General features: G+C 71.1%; 15 protein-coding genes. 4 read left to right on the plus strand and 11 right to left on the minus strand.

All coding sequences use genetic code 11. The annotated features are described in order from the left end of the window. Positions 1 to 260: 260 nt before the first annotated feature. Positions 261 to 3,458, plus strand: coding sequence for a DNRLRE domain-containing protein (locus tag ACWCO8_RS03920; protein ID WP_451030896.1), 3,198 nt, complete (start codon positions 261 to 263; stop codon positions 3,456 to 3,458). 128 nt (positions 3,459 to 3,586) lie between these two features. Here the strand turns inward: ACWCO8_RS03920 and ACWCO8_RS03925 are convergent, their stop codons facing one another. Further along, positions 3,587 to 4,915 carry a class I SAM-dependent RNA methyltransferase gene (locus tag ACWCO8_RS03925; RefSeq protein ID WP_451030772.1) on the minus strand — a complete coding sequence of 443 codons (1,329 nt, stop codon included), beginning with the start codon at positions 4,913 to 4,915 and terminating at the stop codon, positions 3,587 to 3,589. Between the two features lie 59 nt (positions 4,916 to 4,974). After that, the gene (locus ACWCO8_RS03930; protein ID WP_362012343.1) at positions 4,975 to 7,026 is read right to left on the minus strand and encodes an APC family permease; all 2,052 of its coding nucleotides are present in this window, start codon (positions 7,024 to 7,026) and stop codon (positions 4,975 to 4,977) included. A gap of 246 nt (positions 7,027 to 7,272) precedes the next feature. Between ACWCO8_RS03930 and ACWCO8_RS03935 the strand changes: the two genes are divergently transcribed. Together ACWCO8_RS03935 and ACWCO8_RS03940 are read left to right on the plus strand one after the other, a co-directional pair. Continuing rightward, the gene (locus ACWCO8_RS03935; protein ID WP_362012340.1) at positions 7,273 to 7,941 is read left to right on the plus strand and encodes a potassium channel family protein; all 669 of its coding nucleotides are present in this window, start codon (positions 7,273 to 7,275) and stop codon (positions 7,939 to 7,941) included. Continuing rightward, the gene (locus tag ACWCO8_RS03940; protein ID WP_362012337.1) at positions 7,941 to 8,615 is read left to right on the plus strand and encodes a potassium channel family protein; all 675 of its coding nucleotides are present in this window, start codon (positions 7,941 to 7,943) and stop codon (positions 8,613 to 8,615) included. Before ACWCO8_RS03935 ends, ACWCO8_RS03940 begins: the two co-directional genes overlap by 1 nt. Before the next feature lie 91 nt (positions 8,616 to 8,706). Here the strand turns inward: ACWCO8_RS03940 and ACWCO8_RS03945 are convergent, their stop codons facing one another. The 8 genes from ACWCO8_RS03945 to ACWCO8_RS03980 all read right to left on the minus strand — a co-directional run bounded on the left by ACWCO8_RS03945 (position 8,707) and on the right by ACWCO8_RS03980 (position 16,312). After that, positions 8,707 to 9,462 carry a DUF3159 domain-containing protein gene (locus ACWCO8_RS03945; RefSeq protein WP_451030773.1) on the minus strand — a complete coding sequence of 252 codons (756 nt, stop codon included), beginning with the start codon at positions 9,460 to 9,462 and terminating at the stop codon, positions 8,707 to 8,709. Positions 9,463 to 9,465: 3 nt separating this feature from the next. Next, positions 9,466 to 9,864, minus strand: coding sequence for an OB-fold nucleic acid binding domain-containing protein (locus ACWCO8_RS03950; RefSeq protein WP_362012333.1), 399 nt, complete (start codon positions 9,862 to 9,864; stop codon positions 9,466 to 9,468). 79 nt (positions 9,865 to 9,943) lie between these two features. Next, positions 9,944 to 10,630, minus strand: a complete 687-nt coding sequence (locus tag ACWCO8_RS03955) for a response regulator (protein WP_362414558.1) — start codon at positions 10,628 to 10,630, stop codon at positions 9,944 to 9,946. Positions 10,631 to 10,740: 110 nt separating this feature from the next. Continuing rightward, complete coding sequence (locus tag ACWCO8_RS03960; protein WP_451030774.1) at positions 10,741 to 13,293, minus strand: ATP-binding protein; 2,553 nt, start codon at positions 13,291 to 13,293, stop codon at positions 10,741 to 10,743. A gap of 263 nt (positions 13,294 to 13,556) precedes the next feature. Next, positions 13,557 to 14,285, minus strand: a complete 729-nt coding sequence (locus ACWCO8_RS03965; RefSeq protein ID WP_451030775.1) for an ABC transporter ATP-binding protein — start codon at positions 14,283 to 14,285, stop codon at positions 13,557 to 13,559. A gap of 164 nt (positions 14,286 to 14,449) precedes the next feature. Beyond that, entirely contained in the window at positions 14,450 to 15,211 is a 762-nt protein-coding gene (locus ACWCO8_RS03970; protein ID WP_361967363.1) for a DUF3710 domain-containing protein, read from the minus strand. 1 nt (position 15,212) lies between these two features. Next, a complete protein-coding gene (dut, locus tag ACWCO8_RS03975) occupies positions 15,213 to 15,728 on the minus strand; it encodes a dUTP diphosphatase (RefSeq protein WP_362012322.1) in 516 nt (171 codons plus the stop codon). After that, a complete protein-coding gene (locus tag ACWCO8_RS03980; RefSeq protein ID WP_362012319.1) occupies positions 15,728 to 16,312 on the minus strand; it encodes a PaaI family thioesterase in 585 nt (194 codons plus the stop codon). The genes dut and ACWCO8_RS03980 overlap by 1 nt, the downstream gene beginning before the upstream one ends. A gap of 58 nt (positions 16,313 to 16,370) precedes the next feature. Between ACWCO8_RS03980 and ACWCO8_RS03985 the strand changes: the two genes are divergently transcribed. Next, positions 16,371 to 16,877, plus strand: a complete 507-nt coding sequence (locus ACWCO8_RS03985) for a DUF3093 domain-containing protein (protein ID WP_362012317.1) — start codon at positions 16,371 to 16,373, stop codon at positions 16,875 to 16,877. Here the strand turns inward: ACWCO8_RS03985 and ACWCO8_RS03990 are convergent. After that, positions 16,874 to 17,851, minus strand: a complete 978-nt coding sequence (locus tag ACWCO8_RS03990; protein WP_451030776.1) for a hypothetical protein — start codon at positions 17,849 to 17,851, stop codon at positions 16,874 to 16,876. The two genes, ACWCO8_RS03985 and ACWCO8_RS03990, sit on opposite strands and share 4 nt — an antisense overlap. Positions 17,852 to 17,857 lie beyond the last annotated feature (6 nt).

Raw genomic sequence — 17,857 nt, forward strand, 5'->3', positions numbered from 1 at the left:
ATACCTGCTACTTCGACAGATGACAGTCAATAGGGTCCGGTAAAAGCCCTTAATCGGACCAAGTTGACACGTCCTCCCATCGATTCCGAATTCGCATAACGAATTCACAACTTCGTCACACGTGGACGGGAACCTTCGCATGTGTGATCGTGTGCGCGCCTTCTGCCCCGCGGCCTGCCGTACGGGGCTGTCTGTGCTGTCCTCAATCCGCTTGGTCCCCACGGGAGTAGACCGCCGTGACCGCGCCGCCCCGATATCTCATGCCGTTCGTGCGCACGCGCACGCGGTTGTCCCTGACCATCGGCCTCGTTCTGGCCGCCCTGACCGCCACCCTGCTGCCCTGGTGGCAGCCCGACGGCTCGTCTCCGAGCACCGCCGGCGGCCGCGCCACCGACGCCAAGCCCGCCTCGACCGGGCCGCGCGACGAGGCCACCGCCATGACCCAGGCCATGCGCACCCGTAAGCAGGTGCTCGTCGACACGGCCACCACCGCCACCTCGCTGACCTGGGCGCTGCCCGACGGGCAGTTCAAGACCCGGACCACGGCCGCACCCACCCGCGCGAAGAACGCCAAGGGCGAGTGGGCCGCGATCGACAACACCCTCAAGCGAACCGCCAAGGCTCCCCGGGGCCTCGGCATCGCACCCGTGAACCCGGCCGCCCCGGTCCGCTTCGCGAGCGGCAACGCCCCGAAGGACCGCGCCGACCGCTCGTTCGCCCGCGCCGAGACGCCGGGCGACACGGTGCTGGCCGAACTCGACCTCGGCGGCGGTCACACCATCGCGTACACCTGGCCGGGCGCCCTGCCCGAGCCGGTGCTCGACGGCCCCCGCGCCCTCTACTCCGAGGTGCTGCCGGGCGTCGACCTGCTGGTCGTGGCCCGTGAGGAGGGCGGTCTGGCCCAGGTCCTGATCGTCAAGACCCCCGAGGCGGCCCGTCAGAAGGCCCTGGCCACCGTCACGTACGGGCTGCGCTCGGACACCGCCGTCTTCCGGCAGGACCGCAAGGCCAGCCGGGTCCAGGTCCTGGACAAGGCCGGCAAGGAGATCGCCTCGATCCCCACGCCGTTCGCCTGGGACTCCAGCGGCCGTGACCCCGAACTGCCCGAGGGCACACCGAACCGCACGGCCACGGGCAGCCCGGCCCAGGTGCTGAAGCTGTCCGGCCTCAGCGGCATCGAGCCCGGCGCGCAGTCCGCGCCTCTGCCGATCGCCCTGGACGGCGAGAACACCGGCGCCGCCCGCCTGGGGCTCGGCCTCGCCGCCACCGGTCTGGCCGACCGTGAGGGCGTCCGCTACCCGCTGTTCGTCGACCCGCCGCTGAACCCCGGCTGGGACGCCTGGACCGTGGCCTACAAGCCGTACCCGACGACGAGCTTCTTCAACGGCACGAACTTCAACTCCGGCACCTCCGAGGCCCGCGTCGGCAGCGAGAACGAGACCAACGGCACCGCCCGCTCGTTCTGGCGCATGGACTGGGACAAGAACATCAAGGGCGCCGTGATCAGCGCGGCCACCTTCAAGGTGCTCAACGTCCACTCCTGGTCCTGCACGAAGCGCGAGTTCCAGATCTGGCGCACCGGTCCGATCTCGTCCGGTACGACGTGGAGCGCGCAGCCGAGCTGGTCCGACGAGCTCCAGCGCAAGTCCTTCGCGCACGGCTGGCCGGGGTCGGGCTCGACCTGCCCGGACGACTACGAGGACTTCAACGTCAAGGACGCGGCCCAGTACGCCACGACCAACGGCCACTCCACCGTGACCCTGGGCATGCGGGCCACGAGCGAGGGCGACACGCAGACCTGGCGCAAGTTCAAGGCCACCTCCGCGGTCATCGAGGCCACCTACAACCGCAACCCGTCCGAGCCCACCAGCGGGACCTCGACCCCGGGCGGTCCCTGCACTCCGGGTCCCGGCGCGGGCGTGACGGTCGGCAAGACCGGCATCACCCTGAAGGTGACCGCCAAGGACCCCGACAACAACATGAAGCGGGTCCGGTTCCGGTTCTGGAAGACGGGCGGCACGGTTCCGACCGGCACCTACTACACGATCGCCCCGAGCGGCGGCACCGCCACGGTGACCATCCCGGTCACCGACCCGGCGCTGAGTGGCGTCGTCACCAACACCACCTTCTCGTGGGACGCCATGGGCGAGGACCTGGTGGGCGCCACCTCGTCGGTGTACCCGCCGGGCACCGAGCCCTGCCGGATCACGGTCGACCCGAGCGGACCGTCCCAGCCCGTCGTCGAGAGTGGCGTGTGGCTGCCGGTCACCCCTGACGGTGCCACCTGGGCGACCGTGAGCTTCGGCCAGACCGGTCCGATCACGTTCGAGTCCCCCGGCGCCGTCAGGTTCACGTACGCCTGGGGCGGCGTCGCCCCGGTCCCCGTCAACGCCGACGCCAACGGCGTCGCCCTCGTCCCGGACCTGAAGCCGCTGACCGCGGGGCCCAACACCCTCCAGGTGTACGCCTACGACAACCTCGGCAACCCGAGCAAGCGGACGGACTACACCACCTACGTCCCGCCGAAGAACAACGCCGACGCCCCCGGTGACACGGGCGGCGACGGCACTCCCGACCTGCTGGTCATCGACGCCGCCGGCGCGCTGAAGACGTACCCGGGCACGCCCGTCGCCGGTACGGACCAGCCGGGCGGCGAGCTGTACGCCGCGCTGACGTCCTCGTACCTCCGGAACAAGGACGGCACGACGACGCTCAACCCGCCGGGCCACTGGTACGACGCCGCCTCGACGCTCGGCAACAAGGCCGCGCTGATCGGCCACTACCAGGACGTCTATCCCGGCGACGGCACGACGGACCTGTTCGCCCGCACCCCGGACGGCGGCTTCTGGCTCTACCCGGGCGACGGCTACGGCTCCTTCGACGTCAAGCAGCGGATGAAGGTGCGGCTTCCGTCGAACGCGCCGGCGCCGTCCACCTGGATCCAGATGAAGGTCCTCGGCGACATCACGGGCGACAAGCTGTCGGATGTGGTGCTGCGCGACGCGGCGGGGTTCTGGGTGCTCTCCGGCTACACCGGTGGTGCCTTCAAGACCGCGACGCAGATGAACCCGGACGCCTGGGCGCGCCGTGACATCGTCAACCTGGCCGACATGAACAAGGACGGCGTGGCCGACCTGCTCTGGCGGAACCTGGACAACGGCAACATGTACCTGCGCCGCGGCAAGCCCGCCGCGGCCGGCGGTGTCGACCTCAACTCCCTGATGCTGGCCAACAACGCCGTCGCAGGGGACGAGCCCTTCGGCACCAGCTGGACCGAGGCCAACGTCGACACGGCGATCGGCATCCCGGACATCAACGGCGACGGGATCCCGGACATCTGGGCCCGGTTCAAGTCCGACGGGCACGTGTCGATCTACCACCCGTCGACCACCAACACCAACGCCCCGGTGAAGACGGTCATCTCCTCGGGCTGGGGCGACAAACTCGCCTTCGGCTGAGCCCGCCCCGACCCGACCCGACCCGACAACAGGGTGAGCCCCGGCGCCACATGGCACCGGGGCTCACCCCTTTCTCAGGTCCTGTACGGCGACTCCTGTACGGCGACGAGGCCCGGAGGAACCTCAGGTCAGGCGTCCTTCTTCACCGGCTCCAGAATCGCGACGCACTCCACGTGATGCGTCATCGGGAACAGGTCGAACGCCCGCAGCGTGCGCACCCGGTAGCCGCCCTCCTTGAAGTAGGCGATGTCGCGGGCCAGGGCCGCCGGGTCGCAGGCCACGTAGGCGATGCGGCGGGCGCCCAGGCCCGCGAGGTGCTTGACGGTCTGCTTGCCCGCGCCCGCGCGGGGCGGGTCCAGGACGATGAGGTCGACCTCCGTGATGCGGGTGCGCGGGAGGACGGTCTCCACCTTGCCCTGCTCGATGCGCACGCGGTCGTAGGCCTCGAGGTTGTGCCGGGCGTCCTCGACCGCGCGCTTGCCGGACTCGATGCCCAGGACCGCGCCCTGGTCGCCGACGCGGTCGGCGATCGCGCCCGCGAAGAGGCCGACGCCGCAGTAGAGGTCCAGGGCCGTGTCGCCCTTGCGGGGCATCAGGCCCTGCATGACCGCGAGGACCAGGGTCTGGGCGGCCTTCGGGTGGACCTGCCAGAAGCCGCCGTTGCCGACCCGGTACGTGCGGTCGTCGGCGCGCTCGCGGACGAAGGGGCGGCCGTGGACCCGGTGCACGCCGCCGTCGTTCTCGTCGACGCGGAGGACCGAGACCGGCTTGTCCAGCTCCACCAGCGGGAGACGGCCGCCGGGGCGGGGGGTCAGGACCACCTGACGGTCGCCCGAGCCCGTCGCGGCGATCGCCTCCACCGAGGCCATGCCCTCCCAGGTGTGCTTCTCGATGCCGAGCTCCGTGACGCCGGGAGAGGCGATCATGCAGTGGTCGATCACCTCGACCTCGTGCGAGCGGTGCTTGCGCAGGCCCGCGTGGCCCTCGGCGTCGACCGCGTACTGCACGCGGGTGCGCCACTGCGGGACCTCGCCCGCCGGGAGCTTGTCGCCCTCGGCCGGCATCACGGTGCCGTCCCAGCCGGCCTCCTCCGGGGTGAGCCCGGCGAGGCGCTGGAGCTGCTCGGCGATGACCTCGCCCTTGAGGCGGCGCTGCGCGCCCGGCTTGGCGTGCTGCCAGTCGCAGCCGCCGCACTTGCCCGGTCCCGCGAAGGGGCAGGGGGCTTCCACCCGGTCCTTGGAGGCGTCCAGGATCGTGATCGCGTCCGCGCGCAGGTAGCGGGAGGTCTCGTCGCCCTCCGTCACCTTCGCCACGACCCGCTCGCCCGGCAGCGCGTGCCGGACGAAGAGGACCCGGCCGCCCTCCGTCCGCGCGATGCAGTGGCCGCCGTGCGCCACCGGGCCGACCTCGACCTCGTACTCTTCCCCGATCAACGAAGGAACAGGTGCGTTCTGCATGAGCGGGTTACTCCAGGGGAAGAGAGATGTGGGCTGCCGCAGGGCGGCAGCCCACCAGTCTACGTGCCCTTGCCGGCCGGTTCCTTCGTGCGCTTCTCGACCGGGCCGCGCCGCACCGAACCCGGCGCGTTCCAGTCCTGTCCCTTCCGGGCCCGCTTCTTCGCGGCCTCGGACGAGCGGAGCTGGTACGGGACCGAGGTGACCATCACGCCCGGGGTGAAGAGCAGCCGGCCCTTGAGCCGCAGCGCGCTCTGGTTGTGCAGCAGGTGCTCGTACCAGTGGCCGACGACGTACTCGGGGATGTAGACCGAGACGGCGTCCCGCGGGCTCTCGCGGCGGATGTTCTTGACGTACTCGATGACCGGCCGGGTGATCTCGCGGTACGGCGAGTCGAGGATCTTCAGCGGTACGTTGATCCCGCGCCGGTCCCACTCCTCCCGCAGCGCCTTGGTCTCGGCCGGGTCGACGTTGACGCTCAGCGCCTCCAGCTCGTGGGCGTGCAGCAGCTTCGCGTACGCGAGGGCGCGCAGCGTCGGCTTGTGCAGCTTGGAGACGAGGACGACGGAGCGGACGCGGGAGGGGCGGACGTACTCGTCGGGGCGCTCCTCGGCCGCCGCGATCTCCTCCGCCACCGAGTCGTAGTGGCGCCGGATCGCCGACATCGTCCCGTAGAAGATCACCATGCCGAGCAGCGCGACCCAGGCGCCGTGGGTGAACTTCGTGGCGAGGACGACGACCAGGACCAGGCCGGTGAAGAAGGCGCCGAAGGCGTTGATCGCGCGGGAGCGGATCATGTGGCGGCGCTTGGCCGGGTCCTTCTCGGTCTTCAGGTGCCGGTTCCAGTGCCGGACCATGCCGGTCTGGCTGAGGGTGAAGGAGACGAAGACGCCGACGATGTACAGCTGGATCAGCTTCGTCGAGTCGGCCCCGTAGACCCACACCAGCAGCATGGCGGCGCCGGCGAGGAGCACGATGCCGTTGGAGAAGGTGAGCCGGTCGCCGCGGGTGTGCAGCTGGCGCGGCAGGTACCGGTCCTGGGCGAGGATCGAGCCGAGGAGCGGGAAGCCGTTGTACGCCGTGTTGGCGGCCAGGAAGAGGACGAGCGCCGTGGCGGCGGCGAGGACGACGAAGAGGAACGTTCCGTCGCCGAAGACCGCCGCGGCGACCTGGGAGATGACCGGGTCCTGTACGTAGCTCTCGCCGACGGGCTGACCGTTGCTCAGCAGGTCGTGCGCCGGGTTCTCGGCCATCCGTACGTCGGTGGCCATCGCCAGGAAGATGATGCCGCAGAACATGGTGACGGCCAGGCCGCCCATGAGCGCGAGCGTGGTGGCCGCGTTCTTCGACTTCGGCTTGCGGAAGGCGGGCACGCCGTTGGAGATCGCCTCGACGCCGGTGAGGGCGGCGCAGCCGGAGGAGAAGGCGCGCAGAAGCAGGAAGACCAGCGCGAAGCCGGCCAGGCCCTCGTGCTCGGGCTTGATCTCGAAGTCGGCGGTGGGCGCCTTCATGGTGTCGTCGAGGACGAGCCCCTTGTACGCGCCCCAGGCGATCATGATGAAGACGCCGACGACGAAGACGTACGTCGGGATGGCGAAGAGGCTGCCCGACTCCTTGACCCCGCGCAGGTTCATCAGCGTCAGGAGCAGGATGACCGCGACCGCGCAGAGGACCTTGTTCTCGACGACGAACGGGATGGCCGAGCCGAGGTTCTCGATTCCGGAGGAGATCGAGACGGCGACGGTCAGCACGTAGTCGACGAGCAGCGCGCTGGCGACGGTGAGGCCGGCCTTCGGGCCGAGGTTGGTGTTGGCGACCTCGTAGTCGCCGCCGCCGCTCGGATAGGCGTGCACGTTCTGCCGGTACGAGGCGACGACCGTGAACATCAGGACGACGACCGCCAGCGCGATCCACGGGCTGAAGTGGTAGGCCGACAGACCCGCGATCGACAGGACGAGCAGCACCTCGCCGGGTGCGTACGCCACCGAGGACAGCGGGTCGGAGGCGAAGACGGGGAGAGCGATGCGCTTCGGGAGCAGGGTCTCCCCGAGCTTGTCGCTGCGCAGAGCCCGTCCGATCAGGATGCGTTTGGGCAGGTCGGTCAGTTTGGACACAACAGAGGATCGTAAGCGCTAAGAATTCGTCAGGCTCACCTCGGGCCCCCATCCACACCGAATCTCCCTGGCCGAGACCTGACAGGGGCCTCGGATGCGGTCCCGCCCGGCGTTGCCGCATAAGCTCGGACCGGGCAGCACGGCAGGGCGCTGCCCGCCACGGCCCGGGCCAGTCGGGTGAGGAAAGTTGTGAGCAGGGTGTTTTCGCAGGTCAGCAAGACGATCAGGAGTGCGGGGTAAGGGGACGTGCACATCGTCATCATGGGCTGCGGGCGAGTGGGAGCCGCTCTCGCGCAGACCCTGGAGCAGCAGGGGCACACCGTCGCGGTCGTGGACCAGGACCCGACGGCTTTCCGCCGTCTCGGCTCCGGTTTCGGCGGACGTCGTGTCACCGGCGTCGGGTTCGACCAGGACACCCTGCGTGAGGCGGGGATCGAGGAGGCCGGCGCCTTCGCCGCCGTGAGCAGCGGCGACAACTCGAACATCATCGCGGCGCGCGTCGCGCGCGAGATGTTCGGCATCGAGAACGTGGCGGCCCGGATCTACGACCCGCGGCGCGCCGAGGTCTACCAGCGGCTCGGCATCCCGACGGTCGCGACGGTCCGCTGGACCGCCGACCAGATGCTGCGGCGGCTGCTGCCGTCCGGCGCGGAGCCGCTGTGGAGCGACCCGAGCGGTGGCGTGCAGCTGGCGGAGGTGCACACCTCCCCCGCGTGGATCGGTCACAAGGTCAGCAGGCTGCAGGACGAGACGGGTGTGCGCGTGGCGTTCCTCACCCGGCTGGGCGAGGCGGTCATCCCGTCCTCGCAGACGGTGCTGCAGGAGGGCGACCTCGTGCACGTGATGATGCGGACCGACGAGGTGGCCAAGGTCGAGGCGGCCTTCGCCGAGGGTCCTGAGGAGGGCGGTCACTGATGCGTGTCGCAATCGCGGGCGCGGGTGCGGTGGGCCGTTCCATCGCGGGCGAGCTCCTGGAGAACGGCCACGAGATCCTGCTGATCGACAAGGCGCCGACCGCCATCTCGGTGGAACGGGTGCCGCAGGCGGAGTGGCTGCTCGCCGACGCCTGCGAGATCACCTCGCTGGACGAGGCGGCGCTGCAGCGCTGCAACGTGGTCATCGCGGCCACCGGCGACGACAAGGTCAACCTGGTCGTCTCGCTGCTCGCGAAGACCGAGTACGGCGTGCCGCGCGTGGTCGCCCGGGTGAACAACCCGAAGAACGAGTGGCTCTTCAACGAGTCCTGGGGCGTGGACGTCGCCGTCTCGACGCCGCGTCTGATGTCGGCCCTGGTGGAGGAGGCGGTGAGCGTCGGCGACCTGGTCCGGCTGCTGCGCTTCAGCCACGGCGACGCGAACCTGGTGGAGCTGACGCTGCCGCCGGAGTCGGCGATCGCGGGTACGGCGGTGGGCGACGTGGCCTGGCCGCAGGACACCTCCCTGGTGACGATCATCCGCGGCTCCCGGGTCCTCACCCCGACCGCGGAGGAGACCCTGGAGGCCGGCGACGAGCTCCTCTTCGTGGCCGCCCAGGCCCGCGAGGAGCAGCTGGAGGACCTGCTCTCGGTCCGCCGCGACGAGGGCGCGTAAAGGCGTACGGTTACGCGTACGTGGAAGGGCCCGGGACCTCTCAAGGTCCCGGGCCCTTCCTCGTACCGTCTACGCCTCCGGTTCGTACGGTCTACGCCTCCGGCTGCCTGGCCGCGGCCTCCTTGCTGGCCTTCTCGGCCGCCTCCTCCGCCTCCATCTCGGCGAAGACGTCGATCGGCGGCGGGGCCTTCGCCAGGAAGACCCACGTCAGGTAGACCGCGAGCAGGAACGGCGGGATCTTCAGCGCGATGAGCACCCAGCCGAACTGGGTGGTGTCGGCCCACCAGTAGAGCGGGAAGAGGATCGCGCACTTGGCCAGCAGGATCAGGCCCCAGGCCCAGCTCGCCTTGGTGTACGCCTTCTTCCGGCCGGGGTTACGGGTCCGCCAGGAGAGGTTCTCCTTGAAGACCGGGCCCAGGATGAGGCCGATCAGCGGCACACCGGCGAGCGCGGTGATGATGTACGCGAGGGCCAGGCCCAGCGTGTACAGCATGCCCGGAAGATAGAAGTCCTTGGCGTTGCCGGTCATCATCGCGAAGACCACACCGAAGGCCACGCCGAAGACACCGCTGAAGGCGTGCTTGACCGTGTCCCGGCGGATCAGCCGGACGGCGACCAGGACCAGCGAGACCGCGAGCGCCGCGATGGCCGAGACATGCAGGTTCTTGTTGATCGTGAAGATCGTGACGAAGAGCAGACCGGGCACGACCGTCTCGATCATGCCGCGCAGGCCGCCGAAGGCCTCGAAGAGCGCGGCCTCGGTGACCTCCTTGGAGGCCTGGTCCTGCTGGGCGCCCTGGCTGTCCGGGGCGTCCTGATCCGTCGTCGGCTTGTCGAGCGACGTCACCGGCTACTCCTGTCCGAGCGGTCGGAGCTCGTATTTGGGGTTGAAGAGGACCCGCCGGCCGTGGCTCATGGAGATCCGGCCGGAGGCGATCAGCTTGCGGCCCGGCTCTATGCCCACGATGGACCGCCGGCCCAGCCACACCACGTCCAGCGGGGCCGTGCCGTCGAACAGCTCGGCCTCGAGGGCGGGCACACCGGCCCGGGGGCGCAGCGTGACCGTGCGCAAGGTACCAGTCACCTTGACTATCTGGCGGTCCGAACAGTCCGAGATGCGCGTGCAGCCCGAGGCCTCGGCGTCCTCCTGGAGCTCTTCGGACTCCAGTTCCTCCTGCGAGGAGGACAGCCGGTCGAGCATCCGGCGGAAGCGGCCGGCCGGCTTCTCTGTACGGGGTGCGGCACTCATACATAGAGCGTACCGGCCCTCACCGACAGCGGAACCGGCCCGGATCGCCCCGGACCGTCCCGTACTAGCGCGTCCCGTATCAGTGCTCGAAGCGGTAGCCCATCCCCGGCTCCGTGACGAAGTGCTTCGGGTGCGAGGGGTCGGCCTCCAGCTTGCGCCGCAGCTGCGCCATGTAGACCCGGAGGTAGTTGGTCTCGGTGCCGTACGACGGGCCCCAGACCTCCTGCAGGAGCTGCTTCTGGCTCACCAGGCGCCCGCTGTTGCGGACGAGCACTTCGAGGAGGTGCCACTCGGTCGGCGTGAGGCGGACGTCCCGCCCGTCCCGGTGGACCTTCTTCGCGGCCAGGTCGACCGTGAAGTCCTCGGTCTCGACCGTCACGACACCGTCGTCCCCGCCGCCGACCGGCTCGGCCCTGCGCACGGCGGCGCGCAGCCGCGCCAGCAGCTCGTCCATGCCGAAGGGCTTGGTGACGTAGTCGTCGGCGCCGGCGTCGAGGGCCTCGACCTTCTCGTCGGAGGTCTGGCGCGCGGAGAGCACCAGGATCGGCACGCGGGTCCAGCCGCGCAGGCCCTTGATGACCTCGACACCGTCGAGGTCCGGCAGGCCGAGGTCGAGGACGACCACGTCGGGGTGGCGTTCGGCGGCGAGCCGAAGGGCGGTGGCGCCGTCGGGGGCCGCGTCCACCTCGTACTTGCGCGCCTTGAGGTTGATCACCAGCGCGCGGACGATCTGCGGCTCGTCGTCGACGACGAGAACCCGGGTCATCGAAGGCTTCCTTCTCTCTGCTTCGTACGTCTGGAAGAACGGGGTCGTCCGGGACGACGGGGTCGTGCCGGGGGACGGGGTCGTCCCGGAGGACGGGGTGGGTCGTGGGGTCACGTGGTGATCCGGGTGGCGGCGGACAGGTCGGAGTCCGAGGGCGGCAGCTGACCGTTCACGGCCTTGAGGGTCAGCGTCATCGTCAGGCCGCCACCGGGAGTGTCCTCCGCGGTGATCGTGCCCCCCATGGCCTCGACGAAGCCCCGGGCGACCGCGAGGCCGAGGCCGACGCCGGAGCCCCGCGGGGCGTCCCCGAAGCGCTGGAACGGCTCGAAGACGCGCTCCTTGCTCTCGTCCGGCACCCCGGGCCCCCGGTCGACGACGCGCAGCTCGACCCGGTCGCCCAGGGCGCTCGCGGAGACGGTCACCGGCGTCCCGTCGGGGCTGTACTTGACCGCGTTCTCGACGACGTTGGCGACGACCCGCTCCAGGAGCCCCTTGTCGACCTCCACCATCGGCAGGGTCTCGGGGATGTCCAGCTCGGCGCTCCCGTCCGGCACACCGCCGAGGGCCATGGGAACCACCTCGTCCAGGTCGATGGGGCGGATCAGGGGGGTGACCGTACCGGTCTGGAGCCGGGACATGTCGAGGAGATTACCGACCAGGTGGTCCAGCCGGTCCGCTCCTTCCTCGATGCCCGCGAGAAGTTCCGCCCGGTCCTCCTCGGACCAGTCGACGTCGTCGGAGCGCAGGGAGGTGACGGAGGCCTTGATGCCGGCGAGCGGGGTACGCAGGTCATGGCTGACGGCCGCGAGGAGCGAGGTGCGGATCTTGTTGCCCTCGGCCAGCTTGCGGGCGCTCTCCGCCTCGCCGACGAGCCGCTGGCGGTCCAGGACGACCGCGGCCTGGGCGGCGAAGGCGCCGAGGACGCGACGGTCCTCGGCGGGCAGGACTCGGCCGGTCAGCGCGAGCGCCATGTGCTCGCCGACGGGCATGTCCACGTCCGCGTCCTCGGGGCGGGCGACGGGGCGCTGTCCGACGCTCGCCGCGCAGACCCAGGGCTCGACGTCGCTCTCGCGTTCGAGGAGGGCGACCGACTCCATGGAGAAGGTCTCCCGGACGCGTTCCAGCAGGGCTTCCAGGCTGGTCTCCCCGCGCAGCACGCTCCCCGCCAGGTACGAGAGCACCTCGGACTCGGCGCGCAGCCGGGCGGCCTGGTGGGTGCGCCGGGCGGCGAGGTCGACGACCGAGGCGACGGAGACGGCGACGCCGAAGAAGACGGCGATGGCGACGATGTTCCGGGGGTCGGCGATGGTCAGCTGGTGCACCGGCGGGGTGAAGAACCAGTTCAGCAGGAACGAGCCGAAGGCGACCGACGCGAGGGCCGGCAGGAGTCCGCCGAGCAGCGCCGAGGCCACGGTCAGCGCCAGGAACAGCAGCATGTCGTTGGCGAGGCCGAGGTCGGCGTCGATGTGCGTGAGGAGCAGGGTGAGCAGCGCGGGGCCCGCGATGCCGACCAGCCAGCCCCAGATGATCCGGGAGCGGCCGAGCCGGGCGCCCCGGGCGACGGGCAGGCCGCGGCCCTTGGCGACCTCGTCGTGGGTGACGATGTGGACGTCGAGGTCGGGGCCCGACTCGCGGGCGACGGTCTGGCCGACGCCGGGGCCGAACATGTACTGCCAGGTCTTGCGGCGGCTTGAGCCGAGGACGATCTGGGTGGCGTTGACGCCCCGGGCGAACTCCAGGAGGCCGGAGGGGATGTCGTCGCCGATGACGTGGTGGAACGTTCCGCCGAGGTCCTCGACCAGCGTGCGCTGGACCGCGAGCTCCTTGGGCGAGGCGGCCGTGAGGCCGTCGCTGCGGGCGATGTAGACGGCGAGCACCTCGCCGCCGGCGCCCTTCTCGGCCAGCCGCGCGGCGCGCCGGATGAGGGTGCGGCCCTCGGGGCCGCCGGTGAGGCCGACGACGATCCGCTCGCGGGCCTGCCAGGTGGAGCGGATGCCGTGCTCGCCCCGGTACTGCTGGAGGTACTCGTCGACCCGGTCGGCGGTCCAGAGCAGGGCCAGCTCACGCAGGGCCGTGAGGTTGCCGGGGCGGAAGTAGTTGGCGAGGGACGCGTCGATCCGGTCCGGTTTGTAGATGTTGCCGTGGGCCATGCGGCGGCGCAGGGCCTGGGGCGACATGTCGACCAGCTCGATCTGGTCCGCGCGGCGCACGACCTCGTCGGGGACGGTCTCCTGCTGGCGCACGCCGGTGATCGACTCGACGACGTCGCCCAGCGATTCGAGGTGCTGGATGTTGACGGTGGATATGACGTCGATCCCGGCGGCGAGCAGCTCCTCGACGTCCTGCCAGCGCTTGGAGTTCCGGGAGCCCGGCACGTTGGTGTGGGCCAGCTCGTCCACGAGGGCGACGGCGGGCTTCCTGGCGAGGACGGCGTCGACGTCCATCTCGGTGAAGGTGGCGCCCCGGTACTGGAGGGTGGCGCGCGGGACCTGCTCCAGGCCGTGCAACATCACCTCGGTGCGCGGCCGCCCGTGGTGCTCCACCAGGGCGACGACGCAGTCGGTGCCCCGCTCGACACGGCGATGTCCCTCGGAGAGCATCGCGTACGTCTTGCCGACGCCCGGTGCCGCGCCGAGGTAGATCCGTAGCTTGCCGCGTCCCATGCCATGACCTTACGTCCAGAGAATCGGACATTCCGCACCAGGGGCAAGCGCGACAAGCTGTATTGACGTGATTCTGATGGCTCCGGGAGCGATCCGGCGGAAAGGTGGCTGGCGCTTCCCCGCGGGGCCGCTACGCCCTTCCGTGGGGCGCCCAGAGCCCCGGGCCGCGCGGCCGGCGGCCCACCGACGGCGCGGGATCGGATATTGGATATTGGACAGTGGATATTGGATCCGATATCCGGCCTTCGCTATCCAGCCCCGCGTCAGTGCTCGATGATCTCGCCGTCGTTCAGTTCGAGCACCCGGTCCGCGAGGCCCAGGAGCTGGGCGTCGTGGGTGGCCACCAGGGCCGTCACGCCCTCGCTGCGGACCACCGCGCGCAGCAGGTGCATCACCGCGAGTCCGGTCTCGGCGTCGAGCTGACCGGTCGGCTCGTCGGCGATCAGCAGGGCCGGCCTGTTGGCGAGGGCCCGGGCGATGGCGACGCGCTGCTGCTGGCCGCCGGAGAGCTCACCGGGCCGCTGGGACGCGTGGTCGGCGAGGCCGACCAGGGCGAGCAGGAGCGCTACCCGCTCCTCGCGCTCCTTGGGGTCGGCCTTGCGCAGCCGCAGCGGTACGCCCACGTTCTCGGCGGCGGTCAGGATCGGGATGAGCCCGAAGGACTGGAAGATGAAGCCGATCCGGTCCCGGCGCAGCGCCAGGAGCCCGTCCTCGCCGAGCTCCGCGAGGTCGGTGCCGTCGATGGTGATCCGGCCGCCGTCGGGGGCGTCCAGGCCGCCGACCAGGTTGAGCAGGGTGGTCTTGCCGGAGCCGGAGCGGCCCTTCAGGGCGACGAGCTCCCCGCGCGGGAGGTCGAAGGAGACCCCGCGCAGCGCGTGGACGGCGGCCTCACCCGTACCGTACGAGCGGCGCAGCCCCTCGACGCGGACCATGGGTCCGCCGGTCGGGTCCTCGGCGACGGCCGTGCCGGACCGGGCGCTGCTCTCACTCATCGCTGTGCTCCCCCTCGTCGAACGTGTGCGCCCGTCAGTATGGGCCGACGAGGGCCCGCCCGACCAGGGTCCAGACGTGCCGGTGGGCCGCATTCCGGACAGGTTGTCCGGAATACGGCCCACCGGCCTCGTTCACGAGGGAGCGAGGGATTACGGATACGGGGTCAGCGGACCTCGGTGATCTCCGGTCCGCGCTGGAGCTGGCCCATGCCTCCGGAGAAGCGGGAGCCCTCCTGCTCGTCCTGCTGCACGCCGTCCGGCACCATCTGCGCGTCGTTGGGCAGCTTGAGGACGATCGGGTCGCGCGGGGCCATCGGGCCCTCGCCCCGGACCACCACGGTGTCCCGGACGATCTGCTCCAGCAGACCGGCGGCCTCGGGCTGGACCGCGCCCTGGCCGGAGATGACTCCGCGCAGGAACCAGCGGGGCCCGTCGACGCCCACGAAACGCACCAGCTGCACACCGCCGGTGCCGTCCGGCAGCTGCACGGGGACCTGCGCCCGCAGCTCCCAGCCCAGCGGGCCCTCGACCTCGTCGATGACCCCGCCCTGCTGGGTGATGCCGGAGGCGATCTCCTCGCGGACCTCGCCCCAGATGCCTTCCTTCTTCGGCGCGGCGAAGGCCTGCAGCTGTACGGCGCTGTTCTGCAGCACGACGGTGGCCGCGACGATCGCGTCGCCCGCCACCTCGACCCGGAGCTCCATGCCCTCGACTCCGGGCACGAAGATCCCGCCGAGGTCCACCCGGCCGTCCTCCGGCTTGGAGACCTCGGAGATGTCCCACGGTCCGTCGGGCCGGGGCGCCGGCGGAAGGTTCACCCGACGCGGCGCACCGGCCGTGTCGTCAGTGTCGACCTCGTCGACGACCTGCTCGGCCTCGCCCGCCGCGTCCTCAGCGGTACCGCTCTTCTTGCGACGTCCGAACACGTCACTGTCCTTCCCGGTCGGATACGACCGAAGCGTATCGATTCCCACCCGTTGTGCCGTCCACGGCGGCATGACCGCCGGTGGACCCGAAGCCCCCCTCGGCCCGCGCCGAGCCGGGAAGCTCCGCCACCTCGTGGAAGCGCACCTTCTCGACCTGCTGGACGACCAGTTGGGCAATCCGGTCGAACCGTTCGAACCGCACGCTCTCGCGCGGGTCCAGATTGACCACGATCACCTTGATCTCTCCACGGTACCCGGCATCCACCGTCCCCGGGGCATTCACGAGCGCCACTCCGCAGCGGGCGGCCAGGCCCGAGCGCGGGTGCACGAAGGCCGCGTAGCCGTCGGGGAGCGCGATGGAGACGCCGGTGGGCAGCACGGCCCGCTCACCGGGGGCCAGGACGGCCGCCTCGGTGGTCACGAGATCGGCCCCGGCGTCGCCGGGGTGGCCGTAGGCCGGGATCGGGACGTCGGGGTCGACGCGGCGGATCAGGACGTCGAGAGGGGGGTTGCTCATCAGGGGTTCACCTCGAAGGCGCGGGCGCGCCGGACCTGGTCGGGGTCGGACATGGCGGCCTGGATCTCCTCCGGGCGGCCGTTGTCGATGAAGTGGTCGACCTTGACCTCGATGAAGAGGGCGTCGGCGCGGACGGCGACGGGGCCCTCGGGCCCGCCGATCCGGCCGACGGCGGTCGAGTAGATCTTGCGCCCGTGCACGGCGGTGACCTGGGCCTCCAGGTGCAGGACGGTGCCGACGGGGACGGGCCTGGCGAAGTCGGTCTCCAGGCGTCCGGTGACGGCGATGACCCGCAGCAGCCAGTTCAGGGAGCCGAGGGTCTCGTCGAGCGCGGTGGCGAGGACGCCGCCGTGCGCGAGGCCGGGGGCGCCCTGGTGGTCGGGGGTCACCGTGAACTCGGCGGTGACGCTCACGCCCTCGCCCGCCCGCGCCTCCAGGTGCAGCCCGTGGGGCTGCCCGCCGCCGCACCCGAAGCAGTACGCGTAGTGCGCGCCGAGCAGCTCGCCCGGGGCGGGCGCGTCGGGGTGGCGTACCGGCGGTATGGCGTCGGCCGGCGGGGTGAGGGCAGGAGATGTCGCGGTCACAGGCGCAGACCTTACCCGCGAGTCCGGGCGCAGGTCGCGCCGTGCCAAGCTTGGACGCATGCAGCCTTCCGCCTCCTCCCCCGTTCCGCCCGCCGCGGCGGCCTCGGCGCCGCGTTTCGACGAGCGGTTGACCGCTCCCGGCTCCTGGTGGGTCATCACGGCTCTGCTGGGCCTCAGCGGCGGTCTGGTCATGTTCCCGCTGGGCACGGTCCCGCTGCTGGGCGGCGTGATCGCCGCGGGCGCGCTGGCGGCGGTGGCGGTGTCCTCGTACGGCTCGGTGCGGATCCGGGTGGTGTCCGGTTCGCTGGTCGCGGGTGACGCGCGGATCCCGGCGTCGGCGCTGGGGACGCCGGAGGTGCTCGACGAGGAGGAGGCGCGGGCCTGGCGCACGTACAAGGCCGATCCGCGCGCCTTCATGGTGCTGCGCAGCTATGTGCCGCGCGCGGTCCGGGTCGAGGTCACGGACCCCGAGGACCCGACTCCGTACGTCTATCTCTCCAGCCGCGACCCGGAGGGCCTGGCGGCCGCGCTCGAGGCGGCCCGCGCGGAGGGCCAGGAGGGCTAGAAGCCGATCTGCTTGGGGTTCTCGGGCTGCTCCAGCGGGGGCAGCCCCTCCAGGGCGTCCCAGGGGACCTGTCGCGCGCGCAGGTCCTTGCGGACGTGCTGGGCGAGCTTCCGGGTGTCGCGGCGGTTCATCACGGCGCCGACGGCCGCGCCGACCATGAACGGCATCAGGTTCGGCAGGTTGCGCACCATGCGCTTCATGATCTGCTGGCGCAGCTCGCGCTTGAGCTGGCCGCCGAGCGCCGCGTTGACGGTGGTCGGCTTGGTGGGGTCGATGCCCCGCTCCTCGGTCCAGGCGGTCAGATAGGCCGTCGACCGCTGGGTGAGCGTGCCGGGCGGCCTGAGTCCGTAGACCTCGTGGAGTTCGGCGATGAGCTTGAGCTCGATCGCGGCGACCCCGGTGATCTCGGCTGCGAGCTCGGCGGGCATGGCCGGGGGTACGGGCAGCATGGCGGCCGCGCCGACGCCGGCGCCGACGGTCGAGCTGGCGTTGCAGGCGCCCGCGACGAGTTTGTCGGCGATCTGCTCGGGGCCGAGCCCGGGAAAGTGCTTGCGCAGGGTCGCCAGGTCCCGGACGGGGACGCGCGGGGCGATCTCGATGATCCGGTCGGCGAGATAGCCGATGCCCGCTCTGGCGCTCTCGCCGCCGCGCTTCACGCCGCGTTTGACGGCGTCGATCCGCGCGCGGTCGAGCTTCATACGGTCCAGTTGGACGCGTGCCGGGTCGGCGACGCGCTTGACGAGGCGCCCACCGCGTGAAGCGTCCCGCTCCTCCGGTTCCGGCACCGTGGCAGCTTCGAGCGAGGCCGAGGGGCCCCGCTCGTCGTCACGTGCGCCGAGGGAGGGCAGGAGGGCGGTCTGCTCGGCTGGCGCGGCCTCCTGGGCCACGTCCTCCGGGTTCGAGCCGCCCTGAACCGCCTCCGGCTTCCCATGAAGCCGGAAGCGTCGCTTCCGAGACGGTGAGTCGCCTGCCACGGTCGA

The sequence above is a fragment of the Streptomyces sp. NPDC001927 genome, from assembly GCF_053594455.1.

Bases quoted from the DNA above. Each gene is read 5' to 3' on its own strand.
- ACWCO8_RS03960 (WP_451030774.1), bottom strand. From the start codon at position 13,293: ATGGGACGCGGCAAGCTACGGATCTACCTCGGCGCGGCACCGGGCGTC.
- ACWCO8_RS03950 (WP_362012333.1), bottom strand. From the start codon at position 9,864: ATGAGTGCCGCACCCCGTACAGAGAAGCCGGCCGGCCGCTTCCGCCGG.
- ACWCO8_RS03940 (WP_362012337.1), top strand. From the start codon at position 7,941: ATGCGTGTCGCAATCGCGGGCGCGGGTGCGGTGGGCCGTTCCATCGCG.
- dut (WP_362012322.1), bottom strand. From the start codon at position 15,728: ATGAGCAACCCCCCTCTCGACGTCCTGATCCGCCGCGTCGACCCCGAC.
- ACWCO8_RS03965 (WP_451030775.1), bottom strand. From the start codon at position 14,285: ATGAGTGAGAGCAGCGCCCGGTCCGGCACGGCCGTCGCCGAGGACCCG.
- ACWCO8_RS03985 (WP_362012317.1), top strand. From the start codon at position 16,371: ATGCAGCCTTCCGCCTCCTCCCCCGTTCCGCCCGCCGCGGCGGCCTCG.
- ACWCO8_RS03920 (WP_451030896.1), top strand. From the start codon at position 261: ATGCCGTTCGTGCGCACGCGCACGCGGTTGTCCCTGACCATCGGCCTC.
- ACWCO8_RS03955 (WP_362414558.1), bottom strand. From the start codon at position 10,630: ATGACCCGGGTTCTCGTCGTCGACGACGAGCCGCAGATCGTCCGCGCG.
- ACWCO8_RS03925 (WP_451030772.1), bottom strand. From the start codon at position 4,915: ATGCAGAACGCACCTGTTCCTTCGTTGATCGGGGAAGAGTACGAGGTC.